Annotated in this window: 12 protein-coding genes; 11 read left to right on the forward strand and 1 reads right to left on the reverse strand. The window is 32.0% G+C overall.

Going from position 1 to position 20,298, the window contains the following annotated elements; translation table 11 throughout:
• Positions 1 to 193: 193 nt before the first annotated feature.
• Positions 194 to 871, forward strand: coding sequence for a hypothetical protein (locus tag IPJ53_03800; protein ID MBK7798213.1), 678 nt, complete (start codon positions 194 to 196; stop codon positions 869 to 871).
• 357 nt (positions 872 to 1,228) lie between these two features.
• Here the strand turns inward: IPJ53_03800 and IPJ53_03805 are convergent, their stop codons facing one another.
• A complete protein-coding gene (locus IPJ53_03805; protein MBK7798214.1) occupies positions 1,229 to 1,378 on the reverse strand; it encodes a hypothetical protein in 150 nt (49 codons plus the stop codon).
• A gap of 411 nt (positions 1,379 to 1,789) precedes the next feature.
• On the opposite strand from IPJ53_03805, the gene IPJ53_03810 reads away from it, so the two are divergent.
• The 10 genes from IPJ53_03810 (at position 1,790) to IPJ53_03855 (ending at position 20,186) form a co-directional block, all read left to right on the forward strand.
• Entirely contained in the window at positions 1,790 to 4,753 is a 2,964-nt protein-coding gene (locus tag IPJ53_03810; protein MBK7798215.1) for a histidine kinase, read from the forward strand.
• Complete coding sequence (locus tag IPJ53_03815; protein ID MBK7798216.1) at positions 4,750 to 5,178, forward strand: response regulator; 429 nt, start codon at positions 4,750 to 4,752, stop codon at positions 5,176 to 5,178. The genes IPJ53_03810 and IPJ53_03815 overlap by 4 nt, the downstream gene beginning before the upstream one ends.
• A 40-nt stretch (positions 5,179 to 5,218) precedes the next feature.
• Positions 5,219 to 5,509 carry a LytTR family transcriptional regulator gene (locus IPJ53_03820; GenBank protein ID MBK7798217.1) on the forward strand — a complete coding sequence of 97 codons (291 nt, stop codon included), beginning with the start codon at positions 5,219 to 5,221 and terminating at the stop codon, positions 5,507 to 5,509.
• Positions 5,510 to 6,441: 932 nt separating this feature from the next.
• Positions 6,442 to 6,747 carry a hypothetical protein gene (locus tag IPJ53_03825; GenBank protein MBK7798218.1) on the forward strand — a complete coding sequence of 102 codons (306 nt, stop codon included), beginning with the start codon at positions 6,442 to 6,444 and terminating at the stop codon, positions 6,745 to 6,747.
• 10 nt (positions 6,748 to 6,757) lie between these two features.
• Positions 6,758 to 8,467 (forward strand): T9SS type A sorting domain-containing protein, encoded by a 1,710-nt coding sequence (locus tag IPJ53_03830; protein MBK7798219.1) that lies wholly within the window; start codon positions 6,758 to 6,760, stop codon positions 8,465 to 8,467.
• A gap of 73 nt (positions 8,468 to 8,540) precedes the next feature.
• Positions 8,541 to 9,149, forward strand: coding sequence for a hypothetical protein (locus tag IPJ53_03835; protein ID MBK7798220.1), 609 nt, complete (start codon positions 8,541 to 8,543; stop codon positions 9,147 to 9,149).
• A 262-nt stretch (positions 9,150 to 9,411) separates the two neighbouring features.
• On the forward strand, positions 9,412 to 11,700 hold the full coding sequence (locus tag IPJ53_03840; GenBank protein MBK7798221.1) for an HYR domain-containing protein: 2,289 nt from the start codon (positions 9,412 to 9,414) through the stop codon (positions 11,698 to 11,700).
• An 11-nt stretch (positions 11,701 to 11,711) separates the two neighbouring features.
• Positions 11,712 to 12,947: a hypothetical protein gene (locus IPJ53_03845; GenBank protein ID MBK7798222.1), complete on the forward strand. Its 1,236-nt coding sequence runs from the start codon at positions 11,712 to 11,714 to the stop codon at positions 12,945 to 12,947.
• A gap of 1 nt (position 12,948) precedes the next feature.
• Complete coding sequence (locus IPJ53_03850; GenBank protein MBK7798223.1) at positions 12,949 to 13,518, forward strand: hypothetical protein; 570 nt, start codon at positions 12,949 to 12,951, stop codon at positions 13,516 to 13,518.
• Complete coding sequence (locus tag IPJ53_03855) at positions 13,518 to 20,186, forward strand: hypothetical protein (protein MBK7798224.1); 6,669 nt, start codon at positions 13,518 to 13,520, stop codon at positions 20,184 to 20,186. The genes IPJ53_03850 and IPJ53_03855 overlap by 1 nt, the downstream gene beginning before the upstream one ends.
• The last annotated feature ends 112 nt before the right edge of the window (positions 20,187 to 20,298 follow it).

Here is a 20,298-nt window from a genome sequence, read left to right on the forward strand (position 1 = left end):
AGATTTAGTTCAACTGGTGTTTGAAAAAAAGCCTGTTCAGTAGATGATTGTACATTCTACCTAGTATCAGCTCCTACAACTACTAAAAGTAATTTACATAAACTTATACAAAGTGTTTTTTGGATTTAGGAATGAAAAAGATAGTATCTTCACACTATGGGGCTGTGACTATCTTTAAATAAACTTCACTAAAATGGCTGAAAATTTTTTGATATTCAAAAAATATATAAACATAGGAATTGCAACAGAGATAGGTGAGCAATTAAAAGCTAACCATATTGAATTTATTATAGAAGATAATACTAAATTTAATAAACAATATTTCGATCCAACTTTTATAAACAATTCATTCAACTATGAAATTAGTCTGAAAGTAAGACAACAAGATTTTACTAATGCTCAAAATGTTTTAAATGACTATTATAAAGAACTAGCAAATTTAGTTGACAAAGATTACTATTTATTTGAATTCACTGACCAAGAATTGCTTGAGATTATTTATAAGCCTGACGAATGGGGAGAGTTAGACAATCAATTAGCTCAAAAAATACTTGCTGACAGAGGAAAAGGAATTAAACCTGAAATTATTAACTTGCGAAATGCAAAGAGAGCAAAAAAAATTTCAAAAGGTGAAAATGCAAGTAAGTATCTATTTGACAGATACAATAATTTAGGAATATTTGGTGAATTCCTATCAATTTTTTTTGGTTACGACTTGCTTAGCTCAAAAAAGACAATGCCTGATGGCAAACAAGTCTACACTTACAGAGAAGAAGATAGAAAACATGGAATAAAAATTTTTATAACTGGAATTGTAATGTTGATACTTTGGTTAGTTTATATTCTTTACTCGAAATATAAGGAATTCTGACAAAGAGCGAACACAATGCATTATGCTGTCTATGGAAAAGTCACTCCAATCGAAAGACTAGATGATCAAGAACCCTGATAATAGTTTAACAGAATAGGCATTTGGATATAATGTCATATATTGAACGCATTTATTGGGTTCGAATCTATTTTATTTTTCATGTAGGTAATTAGTTTTCCCATTGGAACTACTTCTCCTTGAATGAATTATTGCCTTTCTATAAATCTAAAATGAACATTCTTATCTATTGTAAATCCTTCAAGCTCAAATTTGGTATGTGAGAACAAATAATTATCAATGCTATTTTATCAAGAAGGTCAAGTGGTGACTTTTGACTTTGAATATAGTAGCCAATGTTTATATTAAATGATTTTCACTGTATTTATCAACAAAGACTGCCGCCTTCATTCCTTTATCTAAAAAACCATGTTTATTTTCAAATATGTTATAATTGTCAAACCAAATGCCTTTTTGTTTATCATATTCTTCCAATATTGTTTCCAGCAATACTAGTGATTTAATTTGGGTTGAAAATTAATCCAATTAAGGAGATAGCACAATACTAGCGCACTTGGTAAATTTAATTTGTCGGTATTTTTCTAGGAAAAAAGATAGGAAATCTAAACCATTGTCAAATATGATGTCCCGTTTATTTTTTAACAACTGAATTTTGATGTGAACTTTTTTACCTTAATGATAGTAGGAATTTCTATCTCAAGGAAGTAAGGGCAAAGGAGTAAGGCTGATTTTCTGTTTGATTTCTGTAAATAACTTATTGATATTTAAAATAGTCTTATTATATTCGCATATATAAGACTAAAAATTAGACTTCAGTTCACTTATAAGAAAGCTTTTTAATTTTTGTTAAAAATGAATAGATTTTAATTGATGGTGAGGAATTTATCTATTTATAACAGTATGAAGGTACCCAGATTAATTATTTGTACTGTTGTTATTTATATAATTTTCTTAAATTTGACTTTGGCCCAATCTAATTTTTATAAGATAACCAATTTTACCACCTATGATGGACTACCCAGCAACGAAGTATTTACCACATTTCAAGATAACGAGGGTTTTATATGGGTGGGAACTAAATTGGGAGTTTCAAAATTTGATGGATATTCATTTCAGAATTATGGATTTAATGACGGTTTAAAAGACTTGACAATATCGCAAATCACGCAAGATGAACTCGGCTGTATTTGGGTGTGTTCTGTGTATGGAAATATTTATAAACTAGTTAATAATAAATTTGAATCCTATATTTTTCAAGAATGCATTGATGACTATAGGGCCCAGTTTGCTTACATTTCTGGATTCGAAATGAATATTCGAGGGGGTGGAAATAATCCTGAATTGATATTGGGAATGTTTAATGTTGGTTTTTTGAAAATTGATGAAAATGGATTTAAGCATTTGTACCAATCCGATCATACACCATCTCAACTTTACTACTGCTCTTCAAAATCAAATATTGTGATTGCCCAAACATTCCTTAAAGGTATTTTATATCGGTGCGATGGTTGTGTAATGAATACTAAAGTTTATAATTTTGATGGACAAAAATTCAATTTCATAACAAATATTCATAATATAAATATTCAATCTACTTATGTTCGTCAATTTGACAGTATAATTATCTTAGGTTTTACGGAACAATTGGTCAGTATAGATAAGAAGTCTAAAGTTGTAAATGTAAATATTAATTATCCCTATGTAACGGGATGTGTCCAACTTGATTCTACTAGTTTTTTGATTACACACTATATTAAAAAGGGCATTTTTAATGTAAAGAGATCTTCAAAATCTTTTGAATTGGTAAAAGAAATTTTTATTGATGATGGAATCCGAGGTATTTTTAAAGATAAGCAGGGTTCCTTTTGGATTTCAAGTTATTTCTCAGGGTTATATCAGCTTGTTCGCAATAATTATTTGAGAAAATTTGATTTTAACCTGGATAAAGTTAAATTTCCTTATAGTAGAAAAATTTGCATTGACACTTTGAATAAATTATTTTATACAAACACTTTCTCCAATGATATTCAAGAGTTTAACCTAGCTAGTTTACAAAGTGTACGGTATAAAAGTAGTGACCCATTTATTAGCAGTATGCGTTTTTCTTCTACCGGAGTAAATGTGGCTTTTAGAAATGGTGCTATTCGAATTTGTGAGGGGATCAAGTATTCAATAAAGCATAAATATTTTGAGAACTTTTATTTAACTGGATTTAGCCCTTTCGTTAGTCTGGATAGTTCATTGGCATTTAATGGAACGGATGCATTTGTTTTGACTAAAGATACCTTATTTCCGATTTTTAAGAATACTTCTCCTTCATCAAAGAACCGTATTTTAGACATTTGTTCGGGTGTAGATAGATCAGTTATTATTGCAAAATTGGATGGTCTATATAAGCTTAAGGATAGTGCTTTTGTAAAATATTTTAACTTGGATACATTAATTAAATCAACTATAAGTGTTTTATTTAGCGAAGGTGAAAGTGGGTTATGGGTTGGCACAAATTCAGAGGGAATATATATTGAGCATAATAAAATAATTTATCATTTGACAAAAGAAGAAGGTTTGTTGTCTAATCAAATTATTAAAATTATTTCTGATTATAGAGGTAATTATTATGTCTTATCAAATAAAGGTATTGACTTAGTTTATTTGAAGAATGCTAAATGGGAAATACGAAATTTAAATTATTTATGTGATTTGTTCAAAGAATCTGTTACAGATATAACAGCCTATGATTCTATACTTTGGATTGCGACATATAAAGATATATATATAGCACAAATTCCTAAGATTGAGAATATTACTTACAAGCCTTTGTTGGTTGAATTCAAATACATTGAAGGTAACTCCTTAATTTCTCCTTACCGTATTAAATCTGATCATAATGATCTTTCCGTTTCCTGGTGTTCTCTTGATCTTGAAAAATTGGGTAACATAAAATATCGATATAAAATAAAGGAGGAGGACAGCTGGATTGAAACAAATGATAGAAAAATTTTACTGATGTCTCTAAAACCTTGGAATTATCAGCTTCAGGTGCAGGCTCAAAATTCAAATGGACAATGGAGTCAATCTTTGGTTATCCCATTTCAGATTTTGCAACCATGGTGGAAATCATTTTATTTTATTTTATTTTGTTTTATCCTATTTCTATTAACTCTTTGGCTGGTTGTAAAGAGTAAGATCAGTGCAATTCATAAAGAAACGAAAGTTCAGAATACTATTTTTAGGTTGACCAATCAAGCATTAATTTCTCAAATTAACCCTCACTTTATCTTTAATTGTGTGAATTCAATTAAATTATTGATCAAAAGACAAGATAATGCTTATGCAGAGAAATACCTTGGATATTTTTCTAAATTGTTGAGAACAACATTGAGTGCAACTAGAAAAGAAAATTGGACAATTGCTGAAGAAATTGACCTATTGGAAAATTATGTTAAACTTGAAAATTTACGATTGAAGAATAAAATATATTTTACTTCTCATGTTGATGAAAAAATTGATATTCATTTATTAATTTTACCATCCATGTTATGTCAAACATTAGTGGAGAATTCTATTAAACACGGAATAACAAATGATGAAACAATTTTAAATATAAAGCTCAACATTGAAAAATTGAATGAGCAATTATTGCAACTAGAAATATCAGATGATGGGATGGGGTTTGGAAAAGTTATAGATAAGGAGGTAAGTATGGGAAAAGAAGGAATTCAGTTGGGATTGGAATTGACCAGACAACGTTTGAAGTTATTTAATGATAATGCTAAGGAGAATTATTTATTTGTGGAATCACCTATTGATGGTTTTTTGGAACAAGGAACAAAAATTAGCTTACTTATAAAGATATTGACATGAAGAAGTGGAAAGCTTACATCATTGATGACGAAATAGATGCCAGAATATTGCTTCATGATATGTTATCAAAAATGATAGAGATTGAAGTTATTGGTGAGGCAGCGAGCTATAAAGAGGCAATAAAATTACTTGAACATGGTCAGCCGGAAGTAATTTTTCTGGATATTAATCTTGGAGATGGCAATGCCTTTGACTTGTTGAGACATATTGGTGATAGAAATTTCGAGGTTATTTTTACTACTGCGTATGATCATTTTGGAATGGCAGCTTTTAAAGCTAATGCGGTAGATTACTTATTAAAACCTTTCAATGAGGAAGAATTGAGTGAGGCATTTGTAAGGCTCAAGAAGACAGATGCCAATTTTTCCAATTTGACAAATTTGAAGTATATGGAGCAGGATTTACAACAAAAAAAGAATCAGTAGAATATCGGTTAACAATTCCGAAGGTACTCATTATCTATTGTTGGATGAGGTAAGTTGCATTTGTTCAGAAGGAGGAAACTATACGTATTTACATTTTGGCTCATCTGAAAAGAAAATTCTGATTTCTAAGAATATTGGAGAGTTTGAATATTTGTCTGATGTTTCAGATTTCTTTAGAATTCATCAAAGTTATTTTGTAAATTTAAAATATGTGCGTCACCTTGGTAAATCAGAAGATGGTGACGTAGTGGTATTGAAAAATGGAGAAACATTGCCCTTGTCAAGACGCAAGAAGGATGAATTTAAAGAACGTATGGCTAAGTTTCATTAAATTATTGATTTGAATTGATTAATTTTTGTAATTGAGTGTAAAGGAAAAGGTGGTCATCTAAAATAAAGATAATCTTTGTTCCATGGATATCTAGAATACTTAGTCCCGCCGTTTCAATATTAAATAGATTGTAGTTATTTACATTTGAAATAGATGTATAGGCTAATTTTAAATTAAGGTTAGTGTGTTCAAACCCGCGTACAGTAAATGTAAGAAATTCAGTGTTTAAATGGATAACACCTGGAATTTTGGAACTGCCATTGTACAAGTAACAATTATAATCTATTTGCACTTTAATATTGATTTGTACTCTTTTTTAAATGCTTGAAAATATTAGTCAGATTCTATGTTTTTAATGAAATAAGAATTTGTAATGTCAATTTGAAATAATAACAAACAATATTCAATTACGTGTTTTGAATTATTTCCTCTATTGTAAATTTGGTTAGAAACGTTTAAAATTCGGTAAAAACGAATATTACAGGAATAGAGTCGCTGTCAATCCATATTGAAGATTTTAGACGGCATTCAAAATTATTCGATTGTTGTATATTTTAACTTTTTGCCATACTATTTGAATTATCCATCACCGAATTATAATTCATACTTATATCTATGATGCCACTACTTTACTTTTACTAAAAATTACAATTATGCGATTATTCATTATTTTATTCTTTGCGACTTGCTGTAATCTAAACGCTCTACTGTTGGGTTGGCAATAGGTGAAAAAAGCGGTACTAGGCAAGAGCCCAGTAAGATACAAATGATAATTTGATTGGATTTTCACCAAAAATTAATAATTTGGACATTGTAATTATAAGTGACTTAATAATTCAATATTAATGTTCAGTTTCAGTTTTTAGTTTATATAGAGGGCTGGAACTGAATCTAAGAGGTAAGTATTTTTTTTATAATTTTAAAAATAACAAATGAAATTTTCGATTGCCTTTATTCTTGTAGTGCTATCTTTTGGCCTAAATGCACAAAATACAAATTTGTCTTTTGGCTGGGCTAGTACTGCTTTAACTAATACAAGTAGCACAATTGTAAATACTTGTGGTCCCGATGTGAAGTTAACATTGAATTCTGAGCTTCAACACAAGCTGTATTCAGGAGCAAATTTTCCAACAACCTCTGTTAGTATTGGGGCAAATGGGAGTATAGCTATGGGGAATTCAAATTTATTAAGCAATTTGAATTTTACTTTCTACACCAGTCACAAATGTAAGGATTAAGATCTTGGATTTGGACAACGATGGTGGTAATACTTCAAGTCTGGATCCAGAAGAATATTTAAGTAGCTTTTCTCTGCCTCCAACTAGTGTTTCTTTAGGATTATCAATAAATGGTACAAATGTAGAACCAACTGGGGAAGGGAGAAGTGGCTGGATTAATTGGACTATGGCTGTTGGAATTTCATCATTATCCTTTACATATAATAGATTTGATAACCGCTATGGAATCCTATTAGATAGTATTGCATTTGATTGCACTTTAGATTGCTGTCCTGTTTTTAGAGCTACAAAAGATAGTGCATCTTGTAGTATAAAATGGGTGAGGCAACAAGACCCATGTACAGATACAATACGGTCCATTTCTATTACTTTAGATAATGGGAATTTTGGTCCTGGAGGAATTACATCAACTTGCACGGGATTAGTATTTAGCCCAATAAGTTATATTGGTAATAATTCTGTGAATATTACTAAAGTATGCTTGATTCCTTTTGGAGGAAACATTACTGCTAATATTACCGCAAAGGATTGTACAAAACCTGTATTAGCGATTTTTAAAATAACCATGGCCAGTGGAAAAGTATGCTCGTCTGAGGAAATTTTAAAATGTGCTTGCCCACCCAATCCGCCATGTTGTGCAAAAGTGCAATCATTATTTACTGTATGTGAGCCTATGCATGATCTACTTCATGGAAAGTTTACGATCACAAATTTAGACCCTAGTTCACCAATTTGCAAAGTAAAAATATCAGCATCCCCATCTACTTCATTTTCAAACTCCGGATTAATGATAGATAACAATACACTAATACCAGGAAGTTTTTGGAACCCTATGATGATTCCTGGTACAGGAACTATATCAGTATTGAATTACATTATGTTTTCCCTTGCTACTGATATTAGTTATACTGGTAATATTACAATAACAGTTATGAAATGTGATTCCACGATGTGTACATTTACTGTTAAGTGGAAAGGAAAATCGGGACCTACCAGCACTATAAGACCTGTTCAGATTCCGTTACAGATTGAAACCGGTTATGGTCTTTCTGCATACCAATTCCAATTAAAAGGAAGTGGTAACAATCCTATTGCAGCCAAATATTGTTCTATTGGAATGGATACTAATGACTGTCCAAAGATATTTGCAATTTCTGGAGCCATGCATTCTTCAGATTCATTTCCAACTTATTTGGAGCCCGTGGAACTTGCTCAGATGGGCAATAACAATGCATTTTTTGGCCTTTGTTGCCCAAGACCTTTAAAGCAAGGTGAATCTTCTGGACTTTTTAATCTGGTTCTTAAGGTCAAGAAAGAGAAGGGAAAGACCACGCCATTAAGGATTACATTATTTGATGATGAAGGTGGAATTATTTATTCTGATACGCTCATTGTAAATAATTTGACTACGGATGTTTCGACAAGCATTATTGAAATTGATGAAAAGGATAATCCTTTTAATGAAAATTTGATTTCTGTATATCCTAATCCTGCTGCAAATGATCTGACTATAGAATATATTCTGGGTAATGCACAAATGATTAAATTGGAATTATTTAACTCGAATGGAATATTGGTAAAAGAACTGGTCAAGGAAAGAAAATCAGCAGGATTGAACCAATTGCTTTTGGATATAACAAATTTAACTGCTGGTGCATACTTTATCAAGATGCATTCTGAAAGTGATGTAAGTAATGTTAAGTTTGAAGTTGTAAAATAGTAAATGTAGCTTGAATATATAAGCATATTATGCTCTGATATTTATTGAAATAACCATTTGTAAACTAGAATATATGAAGCAATTATTTTTTTTAATCCCATTATTATTGATCATCATTTCATGTGATAAAGATGAAGTTTCCAATGATAATCCACCAAGTAATGCAAGTGATTATTGGTTTTGTAAATTAGACGGGAAACAGTATAATTTGTTTATTGTTTCTGGTCTAGAAAAAGTAGAAACATATTTGCACATTGAATCTTCAATAGCTGGACTAGGAATGGGCACTTCATTGTTTAAGTTAAGTAGTGGACTGTATGAAACAGATAATAATCAGTCAGGATTCATAATTACAAAAGGTACAATGGCTATTCCGCAAGGTGGGTTTCCTAGTAGTCTTCAATTTGCAGATTTTATGAATGATCAAAATAACAGTTATTCACCTTCAGGAATCAATGGAATTGAAATTAGTTTTATGGATGACAAAAATGACATTTGGAGTACTACTCTAGGTGTCCAGAACGGATCAACATTTCGATTTACAAAAATTGAACCAATGAAAATTTTAGGTGAAGATTTTATAATTACTGAATCAGAATTTAATTGTGCTTTATATAATTCGAAAGGTAATATGAAGTTGTTGACAAGCGGAAAGGCAAAATTGACTTTTCAGTATCAATGATAAATATTCGAATAATTATTTTTTAAAATAGTTTTAAATTATTTACTTTTGACAAAATTAACTGTTTTTCATAATGGTATACACTTTTAACCAAAATAGTAACAGCGTTATAAAGGTAAACAATTTAATTTATCGATTTTACATAATATTGGTGGTAATTGGTTCATTCAATGAACATGTATTTTGTCAAATAACTAATCAGGTACGATTTCAGAATTCTCATGCAAATAGCGATAAAAGTCAATCAAGTCAATTAGAATCAATGATCTGCAATAGAGTATTAGATTTTGATGGGATAAACGATCAAGTCCTTTGTAATACTCCAAACATAAGATCAACAGCTTTTACGATTGAATTTTGGTTTAAATCTGAAAATAATAGACAAGGTAATTGTGACACCAATAGTTTAACAGCATTTAATTGGATTTTTAGCTTTGCTGGGGATAAATTCGGATTAGGAGACTGTAAAGGAAACCTTAAATTAATATATTCTCCCTATTGTCCAACTGGAAACTCTTACTGTGAAACTGTTCCATCATTTCCTATCAATGATACTAAATGGCATCATTTTGCATTTGGAAAGGATAGTTCCAGTGGCGCTGATATGTGGATTGATGGCAAACATTTTTTCTATTTAGGTAAATCTAACTTTATTCTGCCGGAAGTTTTTAGAATTGGAAATAGTTATACGTCGAACAATGGCAATACATTCCGCGGAAAGATAGATGAATTTAGAATATGGGCATATAAGAAAAGTGCATTTGAAATTCAAAATCAACTTTATTGTCAATTGAAAGGCAATGAAGATAGTTTAATTACCTATTATACTATTGAACAAGGTATTCCAGAAGGAAATAATTCAATAATTGGTACAATAATCGATTATTCTCCTAAATTGAATCATGGCCTATTAAGGAATTTTAACTTAAATGGTAAAACTTCAAATATAGTTTGCAGTGACACTTTACAATTGGATAGCACTTGTCTCAATAAAAATTGTAAAGTAAACTTTGAAGTACAATCCTTAAGTTGCAACCAAGTTAAATTTTTTGCTTTACCAGCCTTCCAACCTAATAATGATAGCTTAACTTATCACTGGGTTGGAACCAATACTAACTTCAATACAAATCAAAAAAATCCTGAATACACTTTTATTGAAGGAACGGGAAAATACGAAATCTGCTTGACCGTCAAAAGCAGAACCTGTGAAGCGGTGTTTTGTCAAATTCTCAATATCCATATACCAGGTCCTCCAAGTTTTTTGAGTTGTCCAGAGAAAACAATACTCTACGGCTGTGAGGCCAAGTATCCTATAAATGTTTTCGCCTTTGATTCCTGTACTAAAATGAACATTCTCCCGATCTGCAAACGAGATGATCTTAAAATGTTGGATGAGGCTTATTCCATAGGAATCACAAACGTAACTTGCACTGCAATTTCTGCATCTGGTGATAGCAATGTTTGTAAAATTCAAATTGAAGTAAAAGACACGATTCCCCCGGTTTGTGATTTGTCTATATATACAATTGTATTAAACAATTCGGGTACTGCTGAACTCCGAGAAGACTTTACTAAAAATTTTGTTCATGATAATTGTTCATCCGTTTCCGTTTCCCCCTTTGGAATTAGTTTTAATTGCACTCATATAGGAGTAACGATTCCTGCTCAATTTGAAATGAAAGATGCTTTTGGAAATAAGAGGAATTGCTCGTTTATTATTAAAGTGGAGGACCGTACGGATCCAAGTTGTATAGGTAGAGATACAGTTATTTCAGCAAGCAATGAAGTCGGTGCCAATTTGAATTTTTCAATTTCCACATTTGATAATTGCACTGTAAATTTTCAATCTTGTACACCTGTAAGCGGGTCTTTATTTCCATGTGGACCTACTATTGTGGCCTGCACGGTGCAAGATGTATCAGGTAATTTAGGTCGATGTAGTTTTAAAGTTGATGTAATTGATTGCAACACATGTTGCAAAGATGAGATACAATTTAATAAATTATTGAATAATGACTTTACATTAGAATCGCGATGGAGCCAAGCTCAAAATTGTGAAATTCAATTATACCCACCGAATTTGAGTGATTGCCAATACATAGGTCAACTCAGATGGGGAGATGGCACCATAACCAATGGAAAATTTCCAGATACACTCGATTTTATCCATGAATATTTAGGTCCTGGAAAATTCAAAGTCTGTATAACGATAAAGGAAGGGATAGACAGTTCTTGTTTTTTAGGTACTATTTGTTCTGATATCCAAATTAATAATGATTGTAAACTAACAGTCGACACGGATAATCCTTTAGGGACAAACATTCTTATTTTTCCAAATCCTGCCCATGAAAAAATTCAAATTCAATCACAAATTTCATTTAATAGGTTGGAAATTTATAATCTGGATGGCCGGAAATTAATGTGTTTGAATGAGTCGCACTTAACAAATCAGACTGTGATTGATATTAGGTCATTAAATTCGGGAGCGTATATTATTAAATTGTGGAATATTATAGGAGACCATATATTAACTAAATTTTTTAAGCTTTAAGTTCAATTACAATGAAGGAATTAAAGTTTACTTTTTTATCCGGTCTACTTTTGTTGACTAGTTCTGGATTTTCCCAAGAACTCATCATTCAACCTCCTATAGTTACTCCATTTGGATGTACAGAATTTTATTCTTTGTTTACCGGAAGTGTTACAAATTTTAGTAAAGGCACTTTTTCTACATTTTTGTTTGGAGAAGTCAATTATACTAATTCTTCAGGTCAATCGATCAGACTTGCAGAAGTCTTATTTAGAGGCATGCCCTCAGTTGATTTTATACCTGGAGTATCAATTATAAATAGTTCTAATTTTAACTCGATATATCCAAATCGCAAAATCACATTTTTTGATAAAAACCTGGAGGAACTTATTTCTAGAACAAAATGTATTCCACCTGGACAATTCGAAGTATGCTTGAGTTTATACACTGAAAAAGGAGTAGTAGTTACAAAGCCTACTGGCGATTTTTTATCTCAAACCTGTTATACAGCAAGCAAGGAGTTACTTAGTACTTTATTTTTAGTGAGTCCATACGATGAATCCGAAATCCAGATAGCATTACCATTATTTACATGGACGCCTATCATTCCTTATTATGAAATTGGTGCCTATCGATTACAAATTGTGGAGTTACTTGATCAACAAAGTGCATGGGATGCTTTTCAGTCCAATCCCATCTTTTTCGAACAGGATCGATTAAAGACAAATATTTTACAATATCCCATTGCATCCAGAAGTTTTGAAAAATGCAAGCAATTTGCATGGAGAGTTAGTTATTCTTTAGATCGTGGATTTGGTGGAACCACTTTTAACAAAGCACCAGCAATATATCAGGAATCTGAAATTTGGACTTTTAAAACTGCTTGTGTTAATAGCGAGGAGAGTGCAAAAAGAATAAATTCTGAGCCCGTAACACCCATCTACTTTAAAACCAGTCTAACAAATGCTGGAAATTACCATGAAATTTCTAATTCAAGCACTTTGAGATTTGTTGTGGATAATCCTTATCGTGAATTGCCAAACCTAAGTTACATTATTGTTGATGAGCGTGGAACTGAAATTAATTTGAATGCTGAATTTTATAACGAAATAATTCCGCACGATTTGCCGGATTTGCCATTAACTGAATTTTATGGTGAGAATAAATTTATTGTGGAGTTGCCATCCAGCATAGAGTTGAACAAACCTTATGTTTTGATCATCAATGGATTAAAAGAAAAACAATTTCTCAGATTTATTCGAATATAAAATGAAGTCTAAATTAATATATTACTCTTGGTTGTTTAGCCTAATTTTAATAATCTCAAGTTGTAAGCAGCGTACTCTATCTGCCGAGGAATATATTCAGTATTGTAACAATCCAGAAAATAAACTGATTGTCCAGGAAGTAACAGATAGTTTTGAATATTTTCTACAATATAGATCCCCGGAGTTTATGGCAATTATGGAAATGGGGAAATCCGTAAATCAATTCAAGCTTACATCCTTAATTAACGAATACCAGGGCTTGGAATATTATACGTTAAAAATTAAGAATAAGAATGCAACGAGCTTAGAAAAAATTGATATGAACTATATGGCTTTTGAGTTTCAACAATCCATCAGAATGGTATCATTGGACTCAATCGAGCCGGCAATGTTTCAATTTGAAAACTCACAAGGGATTAACCCTTACTATACTTTTTCGATTGCCTTTGATATTGTTACCGACAGCCTGCATGAACGCTCAATACGTGTAGACCATTTTAAAAATGATAAGCCGGTATTGTTTACTATTCCAATTCAAACCATTCGCAATTTGCCAAAACTAAAAGTCTAATGAAGTTAAATCAAGCGAAAAGAAAAAAATGGGCATGGATCTTATTATTCCTTATATGTTTCAACATAATACCTACAAGTACATTTGCACTTACAGGTGGCCCCAGTCAACCTGAAGTAGAAACTTTTCAACCTATAGAAGTTACGGATATGGTTGACCCGGCAACAGGCGATTTTTCATATAATATTCCTTTGATGGAAGTTGGTGGATATCCCATCAATTTGATTTATAATGCAGGTATCACTATGGATCAGGAAGCCAGTAACGTTGGTCTGGGCTGGAATATTAATCCTGGAGTTATTACTAGATCGGTAAGGGGAATACCGGATGATTTTAATGGAGATAAAATCGAAAAAGAAAGTGACCTTAAAGACGATTATACATTTGGAATTTCAGGATCAAAGCCAGATATAGAGCTATTTGGCATTAATTTAAAATCAAAATTTATTAAAAATTTTTCAGCGGGATTAAACTATAATAATTACAATGGAATTGGATTTGAGTTTAATGTAATTTCTGCCTTTGGTTTAATGAGCAAAGTCGGATTGGCTCTAAATGCTGAACTAGGTTTATCAGCGAGTACTACAAACGGATTAGGTCTTTCTCCTTCACTTTCATTTGATTATAAAAAAACATTTAAAGATAGAAGGGAAATATCAACGCAAGGACAAGTTGGAACATCCATAAATACTAGGAATGGACTTCGAGATCTAAGCTGGTCAGTTCATTCCCCATTGAAGTCATCTATAAAATCATTAAAGTATGTTAAAAACCCAAAAATAAGCCTTGGTTCAGAAATTAGTTTTAGCACGCAATCGTATTCTCCACAAATCAATTCGAACATGTTAAATTTAGGATTTACATTTAGTGTAAAGCTTGGAGAAGAATTTCAAGGATCTTTTATATCAAACGGTCAGCTGTCAGGATATGTATCACGGCAAGGGATGTTAGATAAAAAACAAAGTGTGTCTTCTTTTGGATATTTATATTCAGAATTAGGGAAAAGTTTTGATGGTATTCAAGATTTTAATCGTCATATGGATGGGGTTTTTTCAGTCGACAAACCATGCTTGCCATTGACAATATTGACTAATGACATTTATTCAATTTCTGGACAAGGTATAAGCGGAAGTTATCAGTTTCAAAGAGGAGATATTGGAATTGTCAATGATAAAAAAGGTCAAAGTTTTTCTAGCAACACAAGCTTAGGTTTTGAAGCAGGTGCGGGCGTAGTTTTTCGATTAGGTGGTGATATACATTCGATATATTCTCAATCATATTCAGGCAAATGGGATTTTAATAACAGTGATGATCTGAAACCGGATATCTTTAATAATATGGATTTTCAAACCAATTCTTTGAATAATCCAAATTTTGAAAACGTAGCTTTGAAAGCAGCAGGGGAATTAAGTCCTTTTGATAATATTGAGGAAAATTTGTTATCTCAGATTGGTGGAAAGGAAGCTGTTAAAATTGTTTTAGATGGATCTGAATCAACTGTAAGGGCTACTAGTAATTTAAAAGCTAATTTTGGTAATAATACATCAGTTGCTTCGCCATTAAAACGCGATAAAAGAACTAAAAGAAATCAAAATTTATCATTTTTACTTGTTCCTGAGGCAATGCATGCTGGCTTGGATAAAAGCATTAAGTCATATCCCGTAAAAGCCTCACCGGCAGATCCTATTTTGAATATTACTATCATTTCCAGGGCAGAAAGAGGAAAACCTTTTCATATTTCCGAATTTACTGCACTTAGACCTGATGGATTGCGATATGTTTATGGAATCCCAGCCTATAATGTTAAACAAGTTGAGACTAGTTTTGCGGTAGATAACGAAAGTTATTCGGCAGATTGTGGATCTGGATTAATTAAGTATGACACTGAAGATGGAAGACCGAAACACAAATTTGGATCCGATCACTATTTGTCTCGTGATGAAACGCCTCCTTATGCTTATTGCTATTTATTGACAGCAATTTTGTCAGAAGATTATGTGGATCTCACAAGTGACGGGCCTTCATCAGATGATCTAGGGACTTATACTAAAATTAATTATTCACGATTATATGCAGATTATAAGTGGAGAGTACCTTATACAGATGCTAATTTTAGTGAAGGCCTTTTAGCTAATAAAGAAGATGATAAAGGAAATTATCTATATGGTGAAAAAGATATATGGATAATTCAATCAATAGAAAGTAAGACCCAAAAAGCTGAATTTTATTATTCAGATAGGAGGGATGGTCATGGTGTACGAAATGAATCTGGAGGTCAAGATGCAGTAAGACATTTAAAAAAGTTAGATAGGATTACTTTATATTCACTTCCGGACTTGATGAGTAATAGTCCGAACAGTAGAACGCCCATTAAATCAGTTTATTTTAACTACATTTATTCATTGTGCCCTAATGTTAGTACTAATGACGGAATTGCGGAAAGTAATAATTCTAATATGAACAAGGGTAAGCTCACTTTAATTAGTTTACACTTTACTTATGGATTATCTGAAAAAGGAAAATTTTCCCCATATAAGTTTGAGTATAACGGCATAAATCCTACATATTCATTAAAATCATATAATCGCTGGGGTACCTACCAGCCGATGAACCACAATACAAATTCTGATCATATAGATGATTGCGTTGACGTTCACAAAAGAATTACTACTATGATACCATACATTCCGCAGCTAAAGAAGGACAATATTAATACCGAAGAAGAAAATGCAGACAAAAACTCTTCGGCTTGGAGTCTTACCGATATTCAGTTACCATCTGGAAGTAAAATTTCAATTTCTTATGAAGCTGACGATTATGCATATATTCAAAATAAGGAAGCAATGCAAATGATAGAAATTACGGGGACATCAAAACATAGCAATGGATTAATGAGTTCCGGTATTGAATTAGATTTATTTGACGGATTAGAACCTTATAGGTACATTTATTTTGATTTGTACCATGAATTTACAGGTTCTTGTTCAGCTTCACAAATTAGAGATTCAATTCAGAGTTATTACATTCGGGATTTAAGCTTAGGTAAAGATATGCTTTTTAAAGTATTTGCATCATTAGATTTCACATCTAGATATGATTTTGTCCAAGGGTATACTAAAATAGATGATTGGGGTGCAATCAAGGATGGATCATTAAATTATAATAAAGGTTTTATTCGCTTAGCATTAAAATGTACTAAAGATAAGGAATGGCCCGATGTGTCAGGAAACTGTAACGGTATTTTTAACCTTCCAGCGAATCCAATTTCAAAGGCTATTTGGCAATGTGCTAGATTAAATTATCCAAAATTAGTAAGTGGTAATTTAGGGAATCAGTCAATAGGGCCATTAGAAATTACTGACAATGAAGATGATGTTTATAATATTGCTGAGGCACTCCTAGCTGCATTTGATGGTTTTGCAGATCTTATTTTGGGCGGGACAAATAATAAATTATTGATTGAAGGGTATGGAAAAAAAATCATGAAAGGTAAGTCATGGCTTAGGTTGTATAATCCAAATTGGAAAAAATTAGCCGGCACACATAGGGTTTCTAAAGTAGTAATATCTGACGAATGGGATGATATGACAAACGGCAGTGCATCTGCCAGTATGTATGGTCAAGAATATGATTATACAACTAATTATTCTTTAGATAAAGATACCATTCAAATAAGTTCAGGAGTGGCGGCGTATGAACCCATTATAGGAGGGGAGGAAAATACATTAAAACAAGCAGTCCAATGGAAGGAGGAATATTTGCTTGCACCCGATAATTCACACTATCTTGAAAAACCAATAGGAGAACCATTTTATCCTGCACCGACAATAATTTACAGCGAAGTAAAAGTTAGGAACTTGCAGTATCTAAATGTAAATAAGAAAGCAAGTGGTTGGACTAAATTTGAATTTTATACCGCCAAGGATTTTCCAGTTATTGAAAAAATTACAACGCTTTCGCAAATCCCCAAAAAAACAAATCCAATACTGGAAATTCTAAAGGTATATAACAAAAATTATGTAACTGCTTCACAAGGATATTCAATTATTGTAAATGATATGCATGGCAAAGAAAAATCAAAGAGTATTTTTAATCAAAACGGAACTTTAATAAGTAGTATTAAATATTTTTACAAAATAAATAGCATTGGCGAGCTAAGCAATGAAGTGCAATTACTTTATCCAAGCGGTAATCTTAAAACAGGAACAATGGGTTTCCAATATTCAATGATCGGGGATCAAAGAGAATCAAAAACGAAAATTCATAGCGCAGGTTGTAATATAAATAATGACAATATAACTATTCCACCTTTGCTTCCCATTGCTCCTTTTCTAACAGTTTTTCCTTTTTATAGTATGGAAGATACAAAATTTCGTTCCATTGTTTTGACTAAGCACATTCAACAAACTGGAATTCTCGATTATACTATTTCTTATGATTTAGGCTCCACAGTTGAAACTAGAAATCTAGTCTGGGATGGCATCACCGGTGAAGTATTGGCAACTCAAACTTTCAACGAATTTGAAGATCCTATCTACAATTTTAGTTATCCTGCACATTGGGCATATAAAGGGATGGGACCAGCATATAAAAATATCAACGCAGTTTTTAAAGCAAGTACTATTAATTCTAATAATGAAATTACTATTTCGTCAAATGATTTCTTCCAGGAAGGAGATGAAGTATTGTTAAATGGTGATACGAAAGCTTGGGTAAAAACAAAAGTATCCAATGACAAAATTATTTTAATTAATTTTAATGGAGCCCCAATTACGGATCAACCAACAAGTATAAAGATCATCCGTTCAGGCCATCGCAACAAAGCATCTACTTCCATCGGCGCCATTGTTTCTTTAGAAAATCCAGTTGGAACTAGTTTGGTTGTAAATGGAAATAAGAAAATTATAAATGCAAGTGCAATTGAATTTGATGATAAAAGAAATATGCATTGTTGCATGCCTATTGAAACTGTTCAATGTAGTTGTACCATTTCAGATTATAAGGAACATAAGTATCCCAGTACCATTCCTGAATCAATACTGAATGATTTCTTCAATAACTTAAACTTTAATAATATAAGTGCAAATTATGCTCCTATGCCTGTGGATGTACAAGGGGCATTTCAAAGTTGGATGGCATTTAACAGATCAAAGCTAGATTGCATGGATACTAGTTATTGTGCCATTTGGGACTGGAGAAATTCTGAGTATCGTTCTATCAATGAAACGGATTCAGACGGAAATTTGTATCACACCTTGTATGTTAGGAAAAGTGGCAGTCTATGTGAATGTAAAATTCAAATTTCTGTTTCTTCATTTAATGTTTATAAGATTAAAGTAAATCAATGGGGGGCTGATAAATCTTGTTCAAATTGCCGTGCAAAAGTGATTGCAGCAAATTACTATCTGGATGGCACTATAATCAATGAATATAATGAGATAAAATCCACATGTTTCAAATTTTTTAAAGATTGTAAAGATTGTTGTGATCCTGATTTGGATAATCCTCCGCCCGGTGTTTATGCATTTGGTAATGTTTTCAATCCATATACCACTAATCACTTAGGCACCTTCACTCCAAAAAGATCTTATACATTCTTAGCCTTACGAAAATCTACAACATTAAATACCATCAGTCCAGATTTAAAAAATGATGGTTATTTTACCAATACTGCAGGCAATCCTTACTTTAGTTCCTTTTGGCAGAAAACAATGGGAACTAACCTATGGGTTCCGAACAAAAATAACTGGACCTGGACAGCAGAAGTAACCAAGATTCATCCCAATGGCAATGAATTAGAAAGCAAGGATCCATTGGACAGATACTCCTGCGAGATGTTAGGATATAATGATCAAATGGTTATCGCTGTCGCTGGAAATTCAAGATACGGACAATCAGCATTTGAAGGATTTGAAGATTATCATTACACCCTTGGGCAAAGCAGCGCTGCCAATCAATGTCCTGTTCCTAGATATTTTTCATTTCTAGACATACGGTCTAAAATTACGAAGACTGCATCTAAGGCTCATAGTGGAAAATATTTTCTGTCTCTTTCTCCGGCTGACATGGCACAATCTTCATTTGATTTATATGTTTGTACAAATTCACAAACTAGTGGTAATGGGAGCTCAGAAGAAGATCATACCCAAAATGGTTTTATACAAATGCCTGATACTGCAATTTCAAGAAAACCTTGTGACTGTCTGAATCAATTCAATCCCATCCCTGGGAAATATATTTTTAGTGCTTGGGTCAATGAATCTCGAGACCCTTTGATTCATCAATTTGATAAATCAAAAGCTATGATTCGACTTGGCGGAACAAATTATGAATTCAAGGCAAAAGGACCTATTATAGAAGGTTGGCAAAAAATATATGGAGAGTTTGTCATTCCTCCCGGACAAAATAAGATAAAGATTTTCCTAATTGCTTCACCAGATAACTGGACTTACTTTGATGACATTCGTATCCATCCCTTCGATGCCAGCTTTAAGTCTTTTGTCTATGATGATATCACGTTGCGTTTTACGTATGAACTGGATGAGAACAATTATTTTACGAAATACGAATATGATGATTCAGGTAAATTGGAACGAGTGAAAAAAGAAACTGAAAAAGGCGTAATGACGATTCAGGAAACTCGATTTAGTAATAAAAAGATACATTAATTGAATTTAAGTTTAGTTATATAGTAGATTTTAAAATTAAATTATGGAACAATCATTTTCAATCTTTTTAATTATTAAATTTATTTAAGCTATGAAATTTGTTTTTAATATT

Source organism: Candidatus Vicinibacter affinis, from assembly GCA_016714365.1.
Classification (GTDB): Bacteria; Bacteroidota; Bacteroidia; order Chitinophagales; family Saprospiraceae; genus Vicinibacter; species Vicinibacter affinis.